Below are 17,742 nucleotides of genomic sequence, written 5' to 3' on the forward strand. Positions count from 1 at the left end.
TACCGTATCGTACGACAGGCGCGCCGGCCGCGCCAATCCACCCCGCGCCGGGGCGCACTTCGCTCATACGGTTTCCGGTTGATCCCTTCGGGATACCGGAAACGGTCTCGCCGAAAATCCATTGCCCGATAGTGGGATTTTCGGCGATCGGAATACGGTTCCCCGGCTTGAACAGCCGGAAACCGTATCAGGGCGTGAAGCCCGGCGGCAGCGGCGGCGCTTCCTTCATCAGGGTCAGCGTCACGCGGCGATTGGCCGACAGATAGGGATCGTCCGGAAACATCGGCTCGGTGTCGGCCTTGCCGGTGACCGCGAAGACCTGGGCGCCCGGCACGCCCGCCTCCTCGAGGATCTGGCGCACCGCATTGGCGCGGTCGGCCGACAGATCCCAGGGGCCGTAGCCGGGGCGCGGGGGGGCACGCGTCGCGGCGGTGTGGCCGGTGATCGAGATGCGGTAGGGCATCTGCTTGAGCGGGCCGGCAAGCTGGAGCAGCACGCGCCGGGCGCGCTCCACCGGCTCCTTCATGCCCTCCGGAAACATCGCGCGCCCGTCCTGATCGACCAGCGAGATGTCGAGACCGCGCTTGGTCTCCTCCATCATGATGTTCTTCGAGATGTCGCTGATCTCGGGCAGATCCTGCAGCGCCTGACGGAGCGAGGCGGTCGCCAGCGCAAACTCCATATCGCGCGAACGCTGGCCGTTGTCCTTGTCCGCCTCGGGCTCGACCGGCGCCGGCTTGTCGGTGGCGTCCTCGGGATTGACCTGCCCGACATGCTTGAGCTTCTGGCGGGTCGGCAGGCCATCGACCTCGACCATGCCGGAGTAGCGGAACATGGTCTGGGTGCCGAACGCCTCGCGCATCGAGCCGGCGACGGTCTGCAGTTTCACCTTGTCCATCGTCGAGAACGCGGTGAGCGTGACGAAGAACATCATCAGCAGGCCCATGAGGTCGGCAAAGGTCACGTACCAGCCGTGACCGCCGCCGTGACCGCCGCCCTTCTTGCGCGCCATCTTGTTCGCCCCTCGCCTGCGCCGTCAGGCCGCGACTGGTTCGGCGAGTTCGTCGCGCTTGTGCTCGGGCAGATAGGCCAGCAGCATCTCGCGCACCACGCCCGGGCTCTTCGAATCGCGGATCATCAGCACCCCGTCGATGATCAGCGAGCGGTTGATCTCCTCGTCGATCAGCCGGCCGTGCAGCTTGTCGGCAAGCGGCAGGCAGACGATGTTGGACACCACCGCGCCATAGAGCGTGGCGAGCAGCGCCACCGCCATGAACGGGCCGAGCTTGGAGGGATCGGACATGTTGGCGAACATCTGCACCATGCCGATCAGCGTGCCGACCATGCCGAAGGCCGGCGCGCAGTCACCGATGGCGCGGTAGACCTTCGATCCCTCCTCCAGGTGGGTGAGGAAATTGTCGCGGTCGCGCTCCAGATTGTCGCGGATGAAGTCGCTGTCGTAGCCGTCGGCGACGTAACGGATACCCTTGGCCAGGAAGGTGTCCTCGATCACCTCCTTCTCCAGGCCGATCGGTCCCTGCTTGCGCGCCACGTCGGCGAGGTGGGAGATCTGCTCGACCAGATCATGGGCGGTGATGCGCCGAAGGTTGAAGGCGAACTTCATCCCCATCGGCAGACCATGAATGATCGTCGACAGCGGAAAACGGATCAGCGTGGCGGCCGTGCTGCCACCGAAGATCACGATCGCGGCGTGCTTGTCGACGAACATGCTGACGTCGCCGTCCAGCATCATCAGCAGCAGAACCGTTCCGGTGCCGAGCGCGAAGCCCAGTGCGGTCGCAATATCCATAGAGGCGAGGCTCCCACAGACGCTGGGAAGCCGCCCTGGCGGCGGATCCCGTTCGAGCCGCCATATTCGGAAGCCGAGCTTAATTCCGGGTAAGCGACCTCCCCTAGGCGGATGTATTTGCCCCGAAACATTCTCCGCAGAAGCAGGAACCGGTCCTGCGCAAGAGTATATGACAGATCAATGACTTGGAACGGCCGGCCAGTATATGTCGATACAACCATACGCTGATGATTTGATATTTTTCAACCTAAACTTTTCACTCAGGAAATCGCGAATTGCGCGAAAATCTGCGACCGGACCAGACGGCCGGCTTGCGCTGCCGCCGGTCCTGAACGGAGCGGCGGCGGCCCCGAGCGGACGTATTTCCTGCGGATTGTCTTCGTCTCAGGACGCCGAAGATCAACTTTCCCAACGTCAGGTTGTTGCCGCGAAGCAACACAGGATGGGAAAGCGAAGCAGAGCCAGGAATCCCTCTGTCGAGCCAACGCAGACGGTGCTACCACCATGTCGTGTTTGGTCGTTCTGCAATGGAGGCTGTGATGCGTCGTCTCGTTATTGCGCTGCTTGCCTCGACTGCGCTGGTTGGGACCGCGTCTGCAGCGGATCTGGCTCGCAAGTCGGTGGTTTCTGCCCCGGTCGTGATGGCTCCGAACTGGACCGGGTTCTATGTCGGCGGCTTCATCGGCTACGGATGGGGCAGCAACGATTGGTCGCTTGTCGACAACTGGAACAACTGGGGAGGCCTGAGCAACGATTTCGACGGGTTCCTCGGCGGTGCGCAGATCGGTTACGATTACCAGTTCAACAACATGGTGATCGGTATCCAGGCGGACATCACCGGTGCGTCGCTGGAAGACAAGAGCTGGTACCTCGACGAGTACTATAATAACGAAGCGTCCTGGATCGCCACCGTGACCGGCCGCCTCGGCTTCGTCGCCGACCGCGCGCTGTTCTACATCAAGGGCGGTGCGGCCTGGGCTGATCACGACAGCTCCTGGTCTTGGATCGGTGATTATTACAGCTCGAGCGGCACCCGCTCCGGCTGGACCGTCGGCGCGGGTATCGAATACGCCTTCGCCCCGAACTGGACCATGTTCCTCGAATACGACTACTATGACTTCGGCGACAAGAACTATTACTTCCCTGCTTTGGACACAACTGTGAAGGTCGACACCGACGTCAGCGCGGTCAAGATCGGCGTGAACTATCGCTTCGGCGGCCCGTCGGCGGTGTCCGCTCGCTATTGATTGCCCGATACGATCTGCTTCCAAACGTCCTGAACCCCGGCTTCGGTCGGGGTTCTTTTTTTATGCCGCCGGCCACACCCGCCGGCAGGGACCGCGGCAGGGCGCCTGCCCCGCGGCGGCCCAGCACCCAAGGCGCAGCGCTCAAGCCCAAGGTGCGGCGTCCGGTCGCGGTTTCCGGTTCGTGGCCGGGAAACCGCAGTTTATCGGAAAATTTTTCCCAGTAACCCAAGCTTAATTCTGATCGCGCACAACAGCCGTAGAGCCGAAAGGATACGGTCATGCGGCGTTGCGTATTTGCAATGGCGGCTTCCTTGCTCACGGTTGCCCCAGCGTTTGCGGCGGATCTCGCACGCCGCGCACCCACCCCCTATTCCGGTGGCCCGATTGCGGTTACCGACTGGACCGGACTCTATCTCGGCGGCCATGTCGGCTGGGGATGGGCCGAAACCGGCTATTTCGGCACGGTCACCGACTGGTCGCTCCACCAGGACACCAACGGATTCCTCGGCGGCGGGCAGGTCGGCCTGAACTACCAGATGGACAATTGGGTGGTCGGCCTCGAGGCCGACATCACCGCCACCGACCTGTCCGGCGGCACCAGCGATCCGGCGGTCCCCGACTCGCGGTTCGACGCCGGGATCAATTGGCTCGCCACCCTCACCGCGCGCGCCGGCTACGATTTCAGCGGCGTCCTGGTCTACGCCAAGGGTGGGGTCGCGTTTGCCGACCAGGATCTGACCTGGACGGCCGGCGGCGAGTCGGCGACGGCCGATACCCGCCGCACCGGCTGGACGGCCGGCGGCGGCGTCGAGGTGGCGCTGTCGCCCACTTGGTCGGCCCGGTTGGACTACGCCTACATGGATTTCGGCGCCGACGACACGGTGTTCACCGGCTCGGTCGCGCCCTTCACCCTAGCCGTCGACCAGGAGGTTCAGGCCCTGAAACTGGGCGTGAACTACCGCTTCGCCCCGGTACCGCCGGTGCCGCCGGCCAGCCGTCCCTACTGAGCTCCACTGTCCGTGCAGGCGGCGGCGGCGGCTTCGCGGACACTCCCTTTCCAACCGCCATCTGCCGGTCCTTCGGGTGTTCCCGCCGGTCCGGCTCCCTTTCAGGAGATGACAATGCGTCGAATCACCCTTGCCCTGCTGGCGACGACGATGATCGCCGGCTCCGCCTCCGCGGCCGACCTGTCCGCCCGCCGCTATGAGCCCGCGGCTGCGGCCTATGCCTTCAGCTGGACCGGCTTCTATGTCGGCGGCCACCTCGGCTATGGCTGGGGCTCGAACGACTGGACCGCCCCGTCGTGGGCCGCCGGCTCGGTCAGCACCGATTTCGACGGCTTCGTCGGCGGCGGCCAGCTCGGCTTCAACTACCAGATGGGCAATATCGTCCTCGGCCTGCAGGGCGACATTTCCGGCGCCAATCTCGAAGGCAAGGTCTTCGACATCGATGGCGACTGGCTGGAGAACAAGGCGACTTGGCTCGCCAGCCTCACCGCTCGCCTCGGCTTCACCGCCGACCGCGCGCTGTTCTACGTCAAGGGCGGCGCCGCCTGGACCGACATCGACAGCACCGCCGTTGTCGGCAACACCGTGTACTCGAAGAGCGAGACCCGCGACGGCTGGACTCTCGGCGCCGGTGTCGAATATGCCTTCGCGCCGAACTGGACGACCTTCATCGAGTACGACTATTTCGACTTCGGCAACAAGAACACGATCTTCGACGGCGATCTCTACAAGGTCGATACCGACGTCAGCGTCGTGAAGGTCGGCGTCAACTATCGCTTCGGCTACTGATCAAAGGCCGCACCACCGGCCGCCTATGGGAGCCCCGGCCATGCCGGGGCTCTCTTCGTTTGATACCAACGGCCGCGAACGCGGACCGTTGGTTCCGGTCGCGGATTTTCGCGAAATCTCTGATTTCCCGAACGAAAATCCGCGAGAGTCAACGGCCCCACGCGTCAGCGTCTGGGGCCGTTGGTATGAAAGGCCGCGCCATCCTTGCCGCAGGCGCGCTGTTGTGCAGCGCAGCACGCAGGGATTGACGGGCCTGCTATGCAAAGTTGCTGGTTGCCGTTGCGCCATTCTGCAAATGTTGCATAGCGGCAACAGCCCCTGCGAAAACGCAGCCTTGCACGATTTCGCCATCCTTTGGCGCATGGGCGGGTATAAACCGCCGGCTCCATCACACTGGAGACTCAAAGACCATGCGTCGTATCGCCCTCGCCCTCCTCGCCTCGACGATGCTCGCCGGCACCGCCTCGGCCGCCGACCTGGCTGCCCGCAAGGCCGCCGCCGCGGCTGCTGCCGCGCCGGTCACCTACGGCGTCAACTGGACCGGCTTCTACCTCGGCGGCCACCTCGGCTATGGCTGGGGCGGCAATGACTGGACCTATGAAGGCCTCTCGACCGGCAGCAACGACTTCGACGGCTTCATCGGCGGCGGCCAGATCGGCTTCGACTACCAGTTCAACAACATCGTGCTCGGCCTGCAGGGCGAGATCACCGGCGCCAGCCTCGAAGGCAAGACCGTCTACGACAACGGCGAGCTGAAGAACGAGGCCTCCTGGATCGCCACCCTCACCGGCCGCCTCGGCTTCACCGCCGACCGCGCGCTGTTCTACGTCAAGGGCGGCGCCGCCTGGACCGACCTCGACAACACCGTCGTCGCTGGCGGCGATGTCTGGAAGAAGAGCGAGACCCGCGACGGCTGGACCCTCGGCGCCGGCATCGAATACGCCTTCGCCCCGAACTGGTCGGCCTTCGTCGAGTACGACTATTACGACTTCGGCGACAAGAACACGGTGATCGGCGACACGCTCGTCAAGGTCGACACCGACGTCAACGCGGTGAAGGTCGGCGTCAACTACCGCTTCGGCGGCGCCTCCGAGCCGCTCGTCCGCAAGTACTGATCAGAAGGTACTGATCCGCATATCCCGGCAAGCCCGGGCGGATCGTTCCGCACAAAGGCCCCGGCCGTCACGGCCGGGGCTTTTTCATGTGCGACGTCCGTCGTCTTTCGCACGGCAGTGTCTTTAGCTAAGCGTGGAGAGAGCGGGGCAATCACGTCCCCGTACCGACAAACCACGGGAGAGACCCATGCGGGACTACGGGCATTTCATCGGCGGCAAGCACGTGCCGGGCACCTCGGGGCGTTTCGGCGACATCTTCCAGCCGATGACCGGCGAGGTTATCGGCCGGGTCGCGTTCGCCACCACCGCCGAGGTTCGCGCAGCGGTCGAGAATGCGAAAGCCGCCCAGCCGGCCTGGGCCGCCACCAATCCGCAGCGCCGCGCCCGCGTTCTGATGGAATTCCTGCGGCTGGTGCAGCGCGACTACGATGAACTCGCCGAGCTGCTCGCCCGCGAGCACGGCAAGACCATTCCCGACGCGAAGGGCGACATCCAGAGGGGCGTCGAGGTCATCGAGTTCTCGACCGGCGTGCCGCATTTGATGAAGGGCGAATACACCGACGGCGCCGGCCCCGGCATCGACATCTATTCGATGCGCCAGCCGCTCGGCGTCGTCGCCGGCATCACGCCGTTCAACTTCCCGGCGATGATCCCGATGTGGAAGTTCGGCCCGGCGCTGGCCTGCGGCAACGCCTTCATTCTCAAGCCCTCCGAGCGCGACCCCGGCGTGCCGATGAAGCTCGCCGAGCTGCTGCTCGAAGCCGGGCTGCCGGCCGGCGTGCTCAATGTCGTCAATGGCGACAAGGAGGCGGTCGACGCCGTGCTCGACGATCCCGACATCAAGGCGGTGGGCTTCGTCGGCTCGACGCCGGTCGCCGAGCACGTCTATTCGCGCGGCTGCGCGGCCGGCAAGCGCGTGCAGTGCTTCGGCGGCGCCAAGAACCACATGATCATCATGCCCGACGCCGACCTCGACCAGGCGGTCGATGCGCTGATCGGCGCCGGCTACGGCTCGGCCGGCGAGCGCTGCATGGCGATCTCGGTGGCGGTGCCGGTGGGCAAGGCCACCGCCGACCGGCTGGTCGAGAAGCTGATTCCGCGCGTCGAGGCGCTGAAGATCGGCCCGTCGACCTCGCTCGACGCCGACTACGGCCCGCTGATCACCAAGGCCCATCTGGACAAGGTGAAGTCCTACGTCGATCTCGGCGTCAAGGAAGGCGCCAAGCTCGTGGTCGACGGCCGCGGCTTCCGGATGCAGGGCTACGAGAATGGCTTCTACATGGGCGGCTGCCTGTTCGACGAGGTGACGCCGGACATGCGCATCTACAAGGAGGAGATCTTCGGCCCCGTCCTGTCGGTGGTGCGCGCGCACGACTATGCCGAGGGCCTGAAGCTCGCCAACGACCACCAATACGGCAATGGCGTCGCCATCTTCACCCGCGATGGCGATGCGGCGCGCGACTTCGCCTCGAAGGTCCAGGTCGGCATGGTCGGCATCAATGTGCCGATCCCGGTGCCCCTGGCCTACTACACGTTCGGCGGTTGGAAGCGCTCGTCGTTCGGCGATCTCAACCAGCATGGGCCGGACGCGATTCGCTTCTATTCCCACACCAAGACGATCACCTCGCGCTGGCCCTCGGGCATCAAGGACGGCGCGGACTTCGTCATCCCGACCATGAAGTGAGGACGCCCGGTCCGGTTTCCGGCCGATACGACCTTCGAACCGTATGCTGGAGTGATCGGCTTCGTTGCGATCGGTTCTTCTTCGATTCGGGGGCCGGCCGAGCCGGCGCGGGTTTCGCGCCGGCCCCCGGCACGTCGTCTCCTTCCGGCAGGCGCGGCGGCCGGCGTCGCCGGGCCGGGATGAAAGAATCCCCTCATCTCAAGAACAAGCCCGAGATGCCGGCCGATGAGCCGGCATCTCGCTGACGGCGCGCGCGATCATCCCCGGGGTGGATGGCGCACGAGAAGATTTCATCATTTTTGTGCGGAGTGTTAATAGGACACCATGGATTGGCCATGGGGCGGATGTACCGGCTCGAATGGCCACGGTCCCCGGTTGCTCTATCGAGGATGCGGGGTTGGGATATTGGGGGATTGCTATGCAACCGTTCCACCGTTTTGCCCTGGTCGCCGGGGCGTTGATGCTGGCAGGCTGTGCAAGCGACGGCACGTCGCTCCTGAGCACCACCGAGCAGACGCCGCCGCCGCCCGCGGCCGAAACCGCCGAGGCGCCGCCGCCCGCCGCCGCGCCGCCGTCGGCTCGCAGCAGCACGCCGGCCCGCTCGACCACGGCCGCCAAGCCGCCGGCGCAGGCCGCCGAGAAGAAGACCGCCAAGACCGAGAAGCAGCAGCCCGCCCGCCAGCCCGCCAGCGAAACCGCGTCGACCAAGGCAAACTCGCCGTTCAACGGCTCCTGGCAGTTCTCCAACGGCCAGAAGGCCTGCATGATGACGCTGTCGACCGCCAACGGCGCGAGCGGCTCGGTCTCGGCCAGCGGCGACTGCTGGAACGCCTATTCCAAGGCCAAGGGCTGGAAGCTGCAGGGCAATGAGATGGTGCTGACCGATTCCGGCAACCAGCCGATCGCCCGGATGCAGTCGACCGGCGCCACCCGCTATGACGGCTATGGCGCGGAAGGCGAACCCGTGGTGCTGGTGCGCTGAGCCGCTTCCGCCCGCTGCGGCGTCTCGTCTTGACGCATTCCCCGCAGAACCGAATCCGGGTCCTGCGGAAAAAGAATGTCATATCTCAAGAGCTTGGAGCGACCGACCCGATTCCGTCGGATCGGGTTTCGCTCCGAAGCGCCGCGGTCGCCGGCGCAGGAGGCATCTGCGTTTGACCGCCACCCCGATTCCGCTCGCCCTGGCCAGCCTGCTGCTTGCGGCCGCCCTTGCCGGCTGCGCCATCGAACGGCCCCTGGTGATGGACTCCGCCCCGGCGGAACCGCCGGTTTCAGCCGCGCCGACGACGCCGGTCACCGGCAGCGCCCTGCCGCCGCCGCCCGGGGCTTCGACTACGGCGGCGGCCCTGCCGCCGCCTGGGGCATCCGCATCACCCGCCATGCACTCCGCGGTCTCGACCGGCAGCGCGGGCGCGGCCTCGACCGGCATTTCACCCGGCTTTCCGTCGATCATCGACGAGAGCCCGGCGCCGGGGCCGGCGAGCGAGCCGCCGCGGATCGCGCCGGGTGCTCAGGCCGCCGGGCTCGGCGGGACCTGGACGCTCGCCCTCGACGGCCAGAGCTGCCAGATCGTGCTGCGGGAGCCGCCCGCCTCCCGCACCGGCTGGGCGCAGGCCGAGCCGCGATGCGGCAGCCTCGCCGGGGCGACGAGCTGGACGCTCACCGGCTCCAGCCTGTTCCTCTATGACAGCGACACCAAGCCGCTGGCTCGGCTGACCAGCAACGGGCCGAACCGGTTCGACGGCACCGCCACCCAGGGTGCGACAATCTCCCTCACACGGTGAGTGCCGATCCTGCGAACCGATGGCTGAGCTGATCCGTATTATAAAGACGCAGGTCGCCATCATCGACAGGTTGAATCCGGCGAAGATGCACGATTTTTTGATCTTTCACGGCCTAGATTTCGCCTCACCTAGCGATAATCATGAACGATGTCGCCGCTAACGGTGATGGCGACAGATACGAACTGTGATCGTGAGGATGTCATGTTTACCCGTCTGCTCGGTATGTCTACGGAATTCACCGCGGCGGCGGCGCTGTCATCGTTCGATGCGTTCGTGACCATCGCGCATCGCATTCCGATACTTGCGTCCGGCCGCGGCCACGACGAGGCGTTCCGCATGGTGTCGGAAAAGGTCGAGGCCGCCATCCAGGGCTCGTTCGATGCCACCCTGGCGGCTGGCGAACTGTTCGGTCGCGCCGCCACCGGCAATCTGCACGCGACCGACGTGCCGGAGGGCCTCTATACGGTCGGCAAGGCGGCGCTGAAGCCGGCCTACACCCGCGTGCGCGCCAATGCGCGCCGGCTGTCGAGCCAGTGATCTTCGGAATGCCGGAAACGATCACCCCAGCAGGCGCACCAGCCCCAGCGACAGGACGGGGAAGGCCACCAGCAGCGTGAGCCGCACCAGATCGGCGACCAGGAACGGCAGCACGCGGCGATAGATGGCGGCGATCGGCACCTCGCGGGCGATGGCGCTGACCACGAACACGTTGAGGCCGATCGGCGGCGCGGTGAGGCCGATGCCAACCACCGTGAGCACGAGCACGCCGAACCAGATCGCCGTCTCCTCCGGCGAGAGCCCGAAATCGAGCGACATCATCACCGGAAAGAACACCGGCAGCGTGAGCAGGATCATGGCGAGCTCGTCCATCAGCGCGCCAAGCAGGATGTAGACGAGCAGGAGCGCGGCCAGCACGCCATAGGCCGGCAGGCCGGCGGCGATCACCGCCTCGGCCAGCGTGTCGGGCAGCCGCGACAACGCCAGGAAGCCGTTGAACACCTCGGCGCCGAGCAGGATGAGGAAGATCATCGCCGTGGTCTCGGCGGTCTGGATCATCGCCTGCCGGATCTCGGGCCAGCGCAGGCTGCCCTGGGCGAGGCCAAGCAACAATGTCGCAAGCGCACCAACCGCCGCGGCCTCGGTGGGCGTGAACACCCCGCCATAGATGCCACCCACCACCAGCAGCGCGATCAGCGCCACCGGCCACACCCGCAGCAGCGCCGTCAGGCGCCCGGCGGCCCCGACCCGATCCACCGGCGGCGCCAGCGCCGGGTTGCGCCGCACCCGGACGGCGACCGCGACCATATAGAGCAGCGCCGCCAGCAGCCCCGGCACCAGCGCCGCCATGAACAGCTTGGCGATGTTCTGTTCGGTGGAGATGGCGTAGACGACGATCACCACCGAGGGCGGAATGAGAATGCCGAGCGTGCCGCCCGCCGCCACGGTGGCGGCCGAGAAGCCGGGATCGCAGCGATAGCGCAGCAGCTCGGGCAGCGCGGCGCGCGCGAAGGTGGCGGTGGTGGCGACCGAGGAGCCGCACACCGCCCCGAAGCCGGCGCAGGCCGTGATCACCGCGCTGGCGAGGCCGCCGCGGCGATGGCCGATCAGGGCGGCCGCCGCCTCGAACAGCGCCCGCGCCAGCCCGCCGCGCTCGGCCAGCGCGCCCATCAGCACGAACAGCGGGATCACCGACAGCGTATAGTTGGCGAAGGTGTAGTAGGGCGTGGTCTTGAGGAAGGCGAGCAGCGGCGCCATGCCGGCCAGCGCGGCGTAGCCGGCGGCACCGACCACCAGCATGGCCAGCCCCACCGGCATGCGCAGCACGATCAGCACCAGCATCGCGGCAAAGCCTGTGACGGCAATCAGAACGCCACTCAAGACCGCCCCTCGAACACCAGACGCAGCGCGCCGACCACGGCACCGATGGCGAGCCAGACGGCGAGCACCGCCGTCGCCATCATCGCCCAGCCGACCGGCAGGCCGAGCACCATGGTGGCGGTGCCGTTGGCGAGCGCATCGCGCCCGCCCTGCCACGCGCCCCAGGCGATGACCAGCGCCACCGCGGCATAGAGCACGTCCCACAGCGCATCGACCGCGCGGACGGCGCGCGGCGGCCAGTTGCGCGACAGCGTGTCGACGATGACATTGCCGCGCGTCTGCTGGCACAGCGGCAGCATGGCGAACGCCACCAGCGCGGTGAGCATCTCCACGGTCTCGAAATCGCCGGGAATGGCGCCCGCCCCCAGCCAGCGCAGCAGCACGCTCAGGCTGACGAGGGCGGACAGGGCGATGAGCGCCGTTCCGCCGCCCAGCGCCAGACCGATGGAGAGCCGCACCTCCACCGGGCGGCCGCGGCCTGCGGCGTTCCGCGCCGGCTCCTGCTGCGATGCCGCCACGGTTCAGGCCGCCGCGAATTTGGCGATGGCCGCGCGGGCCGCGTCGAGATAGCGCTGGCCGTCGAGGCCGCGCGCCGCCATCTGGGCGAGCCACGCGCTCACCACCGGCTCGGTGGTGGTGCGCCAGCGCGCCACCTCCTCCGGCGGCAGCGTGGTGATGGTGTTGCCGCGCTTGCGGACGCGCTCGCTCACCTCGGCGCTGGCGGCGTCCCAGCTGCGGCCGGCCATGGCGGCGGCGGCAAGGCCGGAATTGGCGTCGATCACCGCCCGCAACTCGGCCGGCAGGTTCTCGTAGCGGGCTCTGTTCATCGCCAGCACGAAGGTGGCGACATAGAAGGTCGGCGAGCCGGCGAACTCGGTGTGGAACTTCACCAATTCCTGCAGCTTGACCGCCGGCACCACCTCCCACGGCACCACCGCGCCGTCGATGACGCGCTGGGAGAGCGCCTCGGGCACCTGCGGCACCGGCATGCCGATGGCCTGCGCCCCCAGCGCCTTGAGCGCCTCGCCCGACAGGCGCGACGGAAAGCGCAGCTTGAGGCCTTTCATGTCTTCCAGCTTCGCCACCTGCCGCGAAGAATGGATCACGCCGCCATCGTGCGCCCAGACGCAGAGCGGCTTCACCTCGCCAAGCTCGGCGCCGAGAAATGCGTCGGCGAAGTCCTGCACCGCCAGCGCATTCACTCGCGCGCTCCGGTCGGCGACGAAAGGCAGCTCGAAGGTTTCGAGAATCGGGAAACGCCCGGCGGTGTAGCCGGGCAGCGTCCACACCAGATCGGCGACGCCATCGCGCACCTGATCGTAGAGCTGGGGCGGCTTGCCGCCGAGCTGCATGCTGGGAAAGATGTCGATGCGGATCCGGCCCTCGGACTCCGCCTCGATCTTCTTCGCCCAGGGCGCGAGAAAGCCGACCTGCCCGCTGGTGGTCGGCGGCAGGAAGTGGTGCAGGCGAAGCGTGACCTCCGCCGCACGGGCGGATCGAATGCGCAACACGGCGGGCGACGCCAGAAGCGCGCCCGCAAATCCCCTGCCCGCAAGTCCGATTAAGCGGCGACGAGACGGCATAAGGCGGCCCTCCCCCAAAGGCCCGATCCGCCGCTGTGGCGAATCCTCCGTCCGCCGGTTGGCGGCGGCGCCTATATCAGCGCCGCTTCGCCCGCGCCGCAACCCGCACCGGCACCAGTTCGCCCACCGGCACCTTGGCGGTGCCGCGCGGCTCGGAGTCGCCTCGCGGCAGCAGCATCACCGCCGCCCCCATCGCCACGCTCGACAGGGTGACGATGAAGCCGAAGGTCAGAACCGCCAGCGGCAGCAGCGGCGTTTCCGAGCGGGCCATCAGCGTTCCGAGGCCGTGCGCATCGAAGGCCACGAGCAGGGCCACCAGAACCACCGCCGCGCCGGCGCCAGCCAGGGCGTTCAATCCGAGAAGTCTGAGCAGATGCCGGGGCACATCGTCTCTCCATGTTTGGAACCGCTTTAAAGATAGGGCGGCCCTCCGCGATCCGCCAATGGCGGCGGCCCGCACGTTGCGGTGATTGGAGCAGGAGATGGTGGCCGGACCTTGCTGCCGAATCAGGCTACCGGGCCTCAGTTCAGCCGGCCCGCCGGGGCGGCGCCGTCGCCCGACTGGTCGGCAGGCGGCAGGATCTCCGACGGCATCTTCACCGGCTCGTCAGCGGCATCGTCGGCCGCGACCGGCTCGCCGTCCGCATACTTCTCCTCCAGCCGGCGGTAGAGCCGCATGCCGAGGGGCAGCACCGCGAGATAGGCGAGCGTGCCGAAGATCAGCACCTCCCACGGGAAGCTTGCCAGCAGCGCAAAGAACGCCACCACCGCCACCAGCAGCGGCAGCACCCATTCGCGTGGCACCTTGGAGGTCGCCCGCTTGCCGGACAGCGTCGGCACCTGCGACACCATCAGCGCCCCGACCGCGAGGGTGAACAGGGTCGACAGCGTGTGCAGCACGACACCGTGCGGCAGGCCGAGAAAGGCGAGATACATCGGCAGCATCACCACGATGGCGCCCGCCGGCGCCGGCATGCCGATGAAGAAATCGCCCTGCCACGCCGGGCGGTCGTGATCCTCCAGCATGACGTTGAAGCGGGCGAGCCGCAGCGCTGCGGCGATGGCGAACAGCAGGCAGGCGATCCAGCCGACGCTCTTGAGGTCGTGCAGGCCCCAGAAATAGAGGATCAGCACCGGCGCCACGCCGAAATTGACGAAATCGGCGAGGCTGTCGAGTTCGGCCCCGAAGCGCGAGGTGCCCTTCAGCCAGCGGGCGAGGCGGCCGTCGACGCCATCGAGCAGCGCGGCGGCGACGATGGCGCCCACCGCCCATTCGAAGCGGCCATCGGCGGCCATGCGGATGGCGGTGAGCCCCAGGCCCACGGTGAACAGCGTCACCAGATTGGGCGCCAACAGGCGGAGCGGAATGCGGCGCAGGCGTGCCAGTGGCGCATGCCGGCGCCGGCTCGATTCGAACGATCGGAAGAAGGGACCCATGCGCTGACCATAGGACGCCCGCTTCGCCAAGACCAGCGGCCAAGACCAGCGGCCAAGACCGGGGACGCCAATGGTCCGTTTGCGGCCGGCTTGCCGCCCCGCGGGCGGACCTCTATATCGTCGATCGCCGATGAACGAATCCGTACACCCGGCGAAAGGGCGGCAGCATGTTCGTACAGGACGGCATCTTCGATGCGGACGACGTGCGCCGCGCCGAGCGGCTGCGCGCCCTCGCCCACCCGACGCGGCTGGCGATTCTGCGGGCGCTGGCGCGGCACGGCACCTGCCTGTGCGGCCAGATCGTGGAGCTGACGCCGCTGGCGCAATCGACCGTGTCCCAGCATCTCAAGGTGCTGAAGGAGGCTGGGCTGGTGCATGGCCGCATCGACGGGCCGCGCTCGTGCTATGGCCTCGATGCCGGGGCGATCGCCGATCTGGCCGCCGACCTCGCCGGCCTGCTCGCGACCCTCGGCCGTGGACCGGCCCCCCTTCCCGCCGCTTCCCGCACCGGCGGCGACCGGCCGGCCGCCGGTTGAGCGGACACGGACACAGACGATGAGACCCTCCGACTATGCCGCCGCCGCGCCCCAGCCCGGGCCGCAGAAGCCGCCCACCGTCTCCACCGAGAACGGGCGGCTTTTCAGCACCCTGGTCAATCTGTGGCCCTATGTCTGGCCCTCCGACCGCGCCGACCTGAAGCGGCGGGTGCTCTATGCCATGGTGCTGCTGGTCGTCGCCAAGCTGGTGACGCTGGTGGTGCCCTTCACTTTCAAATGGGCCACCGACGCGCTGGCCGGCGAGGCGCCGAAGGATGACGGCTGGATCGCCTGGGTGCTGGCGGCGCCGCTGGCGCTGACGCTGGCCTATGGCGTCACGCGCAGCCTGATGGCGGTGCTGACGCAATGGCGCGACGGCCTGTTCGCCAAGGTCGCCATGCACGCGGTGCGGCGGCTGGCGCTGATGACCTTCCGCCACATGCACGCGCTGTCGCTGCGCTTCCATCTGGAGCGCAAGACCGGCGGCCTGACGCGCGTGCTGGAGCGCGGCCGCAACGGCATCGAGACCATCGTGCGTATGGTGATGCTGCAGCTCGCGCCCACCATCATCGAGCTGGGGCTGATCCTCGCCGTGATGCTGTGGCAGTTCGACTGGCGCTATGTGGCGATCATCGTCGTCACCGTGGCGCTCTATATGGGCTTCACCTTCCTCGCCACGGAATGGCGCATCGCCATCCGCACCCGCATGAACGAGAGCGACACCGAGGCCAACACCAAGGCCATCGATTCGCTGCTCAATTACGAGACGGTGAAGTATTTCGGCGCCGAGCGGCGCGAGACCGAGCGCTACGACCGCTCGATGGAGCGCTACGAGACCGCCAGCGTCCAGACCTACACCTCGCTCGCGGTGCTCAATTCCGGACAGGCGGTGATCTTCACGCTGGGCCTGACGGCGATGATGGTGCTGTGTGCGCTGGACATCAAGGCGGGACGAAACACCGTCGGCGACTTCGTGATGATCAACGCGATCATGATCCAGCTCTACCAGCCGCTCAACTTCATGGGCATGGTCTATCGCGAGATCAAGCAGGCGGTGCTCGACATCGAGACCATGTTCGGCATCCTCGACCGGCCGGCGGAAATCCTCGACCGGCCGGGCGCGCCGGACCTCGCGGTGCGCCAGGGCGAGGTGCGGTTCGAGAATGTCGTATTCGCCTACGATCCCGAGCGGCCGATCCTCAAAGGAATCGACTTCGCGGTGCCGGCGGGGCGCACGGTGGCGGTGGTCGGCCCCTCGGGCGCCGGCAAGTCGACGCTGTCCCGCCTGCTGTTCCGCTTCTACGACGTCTCGGGCGGGCGCATCACCATCGATGGCCAGGACATCCGCACCGTCAGCCAGACCAGCCTGCGCGCCGCCATCGGCATGGTGCCGCAGGACACCGTGCTGTTCAACGACACCATCCGCTACAACATCCGCTATGGCCGCTGGGAGGCCACCGACGCCGAGGTCGAGCAGGCGGCGGCGCTGGCGCAGATCGACGACTTCATTCGCTCGACGCCGGCCGGCTACGACACCGAGGTCGGCGAGCGCGGCCTGAAGCTCTCCGGCGGCGAGAAGCAGCGCGTCGCCATCGCCCGCACCATCCTGAAAAGCCCGCCGATCCTGGTGCTGGACGAGGCGACAAGCGCCCTCGACAGCTACACCGAGCGCGAGATCCAGGAGGCCTTGGAGCGGGTGTCGAAGAACCGCACCACCATCGTCATCGCCCACCGGCTCTCCACCGTGGTTGGCGCCGACGAGATCATCGTGCTGAACGAGGGCCGCATCGTCGAGCGCGGCACCCATGGCGAGCTTCTGGACCGCGGCGGCTTCTATGCCGGCATGTGGAACCGCCAGAAGGAGGCCGAGGCAGCGCGCGAGACCCTGGCCCACGCCGCGGCCGAAGGCCTGATCTCCACCCCCGCAGGCGCCAGCGCGGCGGGATGAGGGCGGTGAAACTTCGCCAGGATTTCGGCCCACAGGGCGGCGATGGGCCTTCCTGTCGCCGAAAATCCCGCTATCTCTTTGCCGTCTTAGGCGAGCCTGCGTCCGGAATCGCGAGTCGGTCCACCGGAATTCCAACGAAAGTCCCTTGCGGCGCAGCGCCGGATCGGGTGGAAAGGAGCCATCATGTCATCTTCCCTGGACGTCTCCTCGCTCATGACTGCGCTCGCCTCGGCGCGCAAGTCGATCCCGCCCCTCAACCGTGAAGGCGTGCCGTTCGTCGCGGTGTTCGGCATCATCACGCTCGGCCTGTTCTGGATGTCGTTCAGCCTCGGGCTGATCGGCCTGGTGCTGACCGCGTGGTGCTTCGCCTTCTTCCGCGACCCGAAGCGGGTGACGCCGATCCGCGACGGGCTGGTGATCGCGCCGGCCGACGGCGTCGTCCAGCGCATCGTCAATGCGCCCCCGCCGCGCGAGCTGGAGCTCGGCGACGCGCCGCGCACCCGCGTCGCCATCTTCATGAACGTGTTCAATTGCCACGTGAACCGCGCGCCGATCGCCGGACGGGTGGAGCGTGTCGCCTACAAGCCCGGTGTCTTCCTCAATGCCGACCTCGACAAGGCGAGCGAGGACAATGAGCGCAACGGCGTGATCATCAAGACCACCACCGGCGCCACCCTCGGCGTGGTGCAGATCGCCGGCCTCGTGGCGCGGCGCATCGTCTGTTGGGTCAAGGAAGGCGAGCAGGTCGGCACCGGCGAGCGCTTCGGCATGATCCGCTTCGGCTCGCGCGTCGACATCTATCTGCCGCCCGGCGCCCGCGTGCTGGTCGGCGAAGGCCAGACCACGGTGGCCGGCGAGACCCCAATCGCCGACCTCACCTTCCAGCCGGGTCTGGTGCGCGACACCACCTTCCGGGTGAGCTGA

Annotated in this window: 18 protein-coding genes; 11 read left to right on the forward strand and 7 right to left on the reverse strand. The window is 67.3% G+C overall.

Going from position 1 to position 17,742, the window contains the following annotated elements; genetic code table 11:
- Window positions 1-187: 187 nt before the first annotated feature.
- A complete protein-coding gene (locus BLTE_RS09855; RefSeq protein ID WP_126399913.1) occupies window positions 188-1,012 on the reverse strand; it encodes an OmpA/MotB family protein in 825 nt (274 codons plus the stop codon).
- 24 nt (window positions 1,013-1,036) lie between these two features.
- The gene (locus tag BLTE_RS09860; protein WP_126399916.1) at window positions 1,037-1,810 is read right to left on the reverse strand and encodes a motility protein A; all 774 of its coding nucleotides are present in this window, start codon (window positions 1,808-1,810) and stop codon (window positions 1,037-1,039) included.
- Between the two features lie 539 nt (window positions 1,811-2,349).
- Between BLTE_RS09860 and BLTE_RS09865 the strand changes: the two genes are divergently transcribed.
- The 8 genes from BLTE_RS09865 to BLTE_RS09900 all read left to right on the forward strand — a co-directional run bounded on the left by BLTE_RS09865 (window position 2,350) and on the right by BLTE_RS09900 (window position 9,973).
- Window positions 2,350-3,057, forward strand: a complete 708-nt coding sequence (locus tag BLTE_RS09865) for an outer membrane protein (protein ID WP_160140566.1) — start codon at window positions 2,350-2,352, stop codon at window positions 3,055-3,057.
- Between the two features lie 311 nt (window positions 3,058-3,368).
- The gene (locus BLTE_RS09870; RefSeq protein ID WP_160140567.1) at window positions 3,369-4,064 is read left to right on the forward strand and encodes an outer membrane protein; all 696 of its coding nucleotides are present in this window, start codon (window positions 3,369-3,371) and stop codon (window positions 4,062-4,064) included.
- Window positions 4,065-4,178: 114 nt separating this feature from the next.
- Window positions 4,179-4,853 (forward strand): outer membrane protein, encoded by a 675-nt coding sequence (locus tag BLTE_RS09875; RefSeq protein ID WP_160140568.1) that lies wholly within the window; start codon window positions 4,179-4,181, stop codon window positions 4,851-4,853.
- Window positions 4,854-5,263: 410 nt separating this feature from the next.
- Window positions 5,264-5,968: an outer membrane protein gene (locus BLTE_RS09880; RefSeq protein WP_126399928.1), complete on the forward strand. Its 705-nt coding sequence runs from the start codon at window positions 5,264-5,266 to the stop codon at window positions 5,966-5,968.
- Between the two features lie 187 nt (window positions 5,969-6,155).
- A complete protein-coding gene (locus BLTE_RS09885) occupies window positions 6,156-7,652 on the forward strand; it encodes a CoA-acylating methylmalonate-semialdehyde dehydrogenase (protein ID WP_126399931.1) in 1,497 nt (498 codons plus the stop codon).
- 460 nt (window positions 7,653-8,112) lie between these two features.
- A complete protein-coding gene (locus BLTE_RS09890; RefSeq protein WP_160140569.1) occupies window positions 8,113-8,634 on the forward strand; it encodes an AprI/Inh family metalloprotease inhibitor in 522 nt (173 codons plus the stop codon).
- 172 nt (window positions 8,635-8,806) lie between these two features.
- Entirely contained in the window at window positions 8,807-9,436 is a 630-nt protein-coding gene (locus BLTE_RS09895; protein ID WP_126399936.1) for an AprI/Inh family metalloprotease inhibitor, read from the forward strand.
- 273 nt (window positions 9,437-9,709) lie between these two features.
- Window positions 9,710-9,973, forward strand: a complete 264-nt coding sequence (locus tag BLTE_RS09900; protein WP_126399939.1) for a hypothetical protein — start codon at window positions 9,710-9,712, stop codon at window positions 9,971-9,973.
- A gap of 21 nt (window positions 9,974-9,994) precedes the next feature.
- Here the strand turns inward: BLTE_RS09900 and BLTE_RS09905 are convergent, their stop codons facing one another.
- The 5 genes from BLTE_RS09905 to pssA form a co-directional block, all read right to left on the reverse strand.
- Window positions 9,995-11,314 carry a TRAP transporter large permease gene (locus tag BLTE_RS09905; protein WP_425290270.1) on the reverse strand — a complete coding sequence of 440 codons (1,320 nt, stop codon included), beginning with the start codon at window positions 11,312-11,314 and terminating at the stop codon, window positions 9,995-9,997.
- Window positions 11,311-11,832 (reverse strand): TRAP transporter small permease, encoded by a 522-nt coding sequence (locus tag BLTE_RS09910; protein ID WP_126399941.1) that lies wholly within the window; start codon window positions 11,830-11,832, stop codon window positions 11,311-11,313. The genes BLTE_RS09905 and BLTE_RS09910 overlap by 4 nt, the downstream gene beginning before the upstream one ends.
- Window positions 11,833-11,835: 3 nt before the next feature.
- Window positions 11,836-12,825 carry a TRAP transporter substrate-binding protein gene (locus BLTE_RS09915; RefSeq protein WP_244599946.1) on the reverse strand — a complete coding sequence of 330 codons (990 nt, stop codon included), beginning with the start codon at window positions 12,823-12,825 and terminating at the stop codon, window positions 11,836-11,838.
- Between the two features lie 148 nt (window positions 12,826-12,973).
- Window positions 12,974-13,252, reverse strand: coding sequence for a hypothetical protein (locus BLTE_RS09920; protein WP_126399946.1), 279 nt, complete (start codon window positions 13,250-13,252; stop codon window positions 12,974-12,976).
- A gap of 167 nt (window positions 13,253-13,419) precedes the next feature.
- Window positions 13,420-14,334 carry a CDP-diacylglycerol--serine O-phosphatidyltransferase gene (gene pssA, locus BLTE_RS09925; protein ID WP_126399949.1) on the reverse strand — a complete coding sequence of 305 codons (915 nt, stop codon included), beginning with the start codon at window positions 14,332-14,334 and terminating at the stop codon, window positions 13,420-13,422.
- Between the two features lie 167 nt (window positions 14,335-14,501).
- Here pssA and BLTE_RS09930 point away from each other — a divergent pair, with 167 nt between their 5' ends.
- The 3 genes from BLTE_RS09930 (at window position 14,502) to BLTE_RS09940 (ending at window position 17,742) form a co-directional block, all read left to right on the forward strand.
- Complete coding sequence (locus BLTE_RS09930; protein ID WP_126399951.1) at window positions 14,502-14,870, forward strand: ArsR/SmtB family transcription factor; 369 nt, start codon at window positions 14,502-14,504, stop codon at window positions 14,868-14,870.
- Window positions 14,871-14,889: 19 nt separating this feature from the next.
- Complete coding sequence (locus BLTE_RS09935; RefSeq protein ID WP_126399954.1) at window positions 14,890-16,818, forward strand: ABCB family ABC transporter ATP-binding protein/permease; 1,929 nt, start codon at window positions 14,890-14,892, stop codon at window positions 16,816-16,818.
- A gap of 213 nt (window positions 16,819-17,031) precedes the next feature.
- Window positions 17,032-17,742: a phosphatidylserine decarboxylase gene (locus BLTE_RS09940; RefSeq protein WP_126402143.1), complete on the forward strand. Its 711-nt coding sequence runs from the start codon at window positions 17,032-17,034 to the stop codon at window positions 17,740-17,742.

The organism is Blastochloris tepida, from assembly GCF_003966715.1.
GTDB classification, from domain to species: Bacteria; Pseudomonadota; Alphaproteobacteria; order Rhizobiales; family Xanthobacteraceae; genus Blastochloris; species Blastochloris tepida.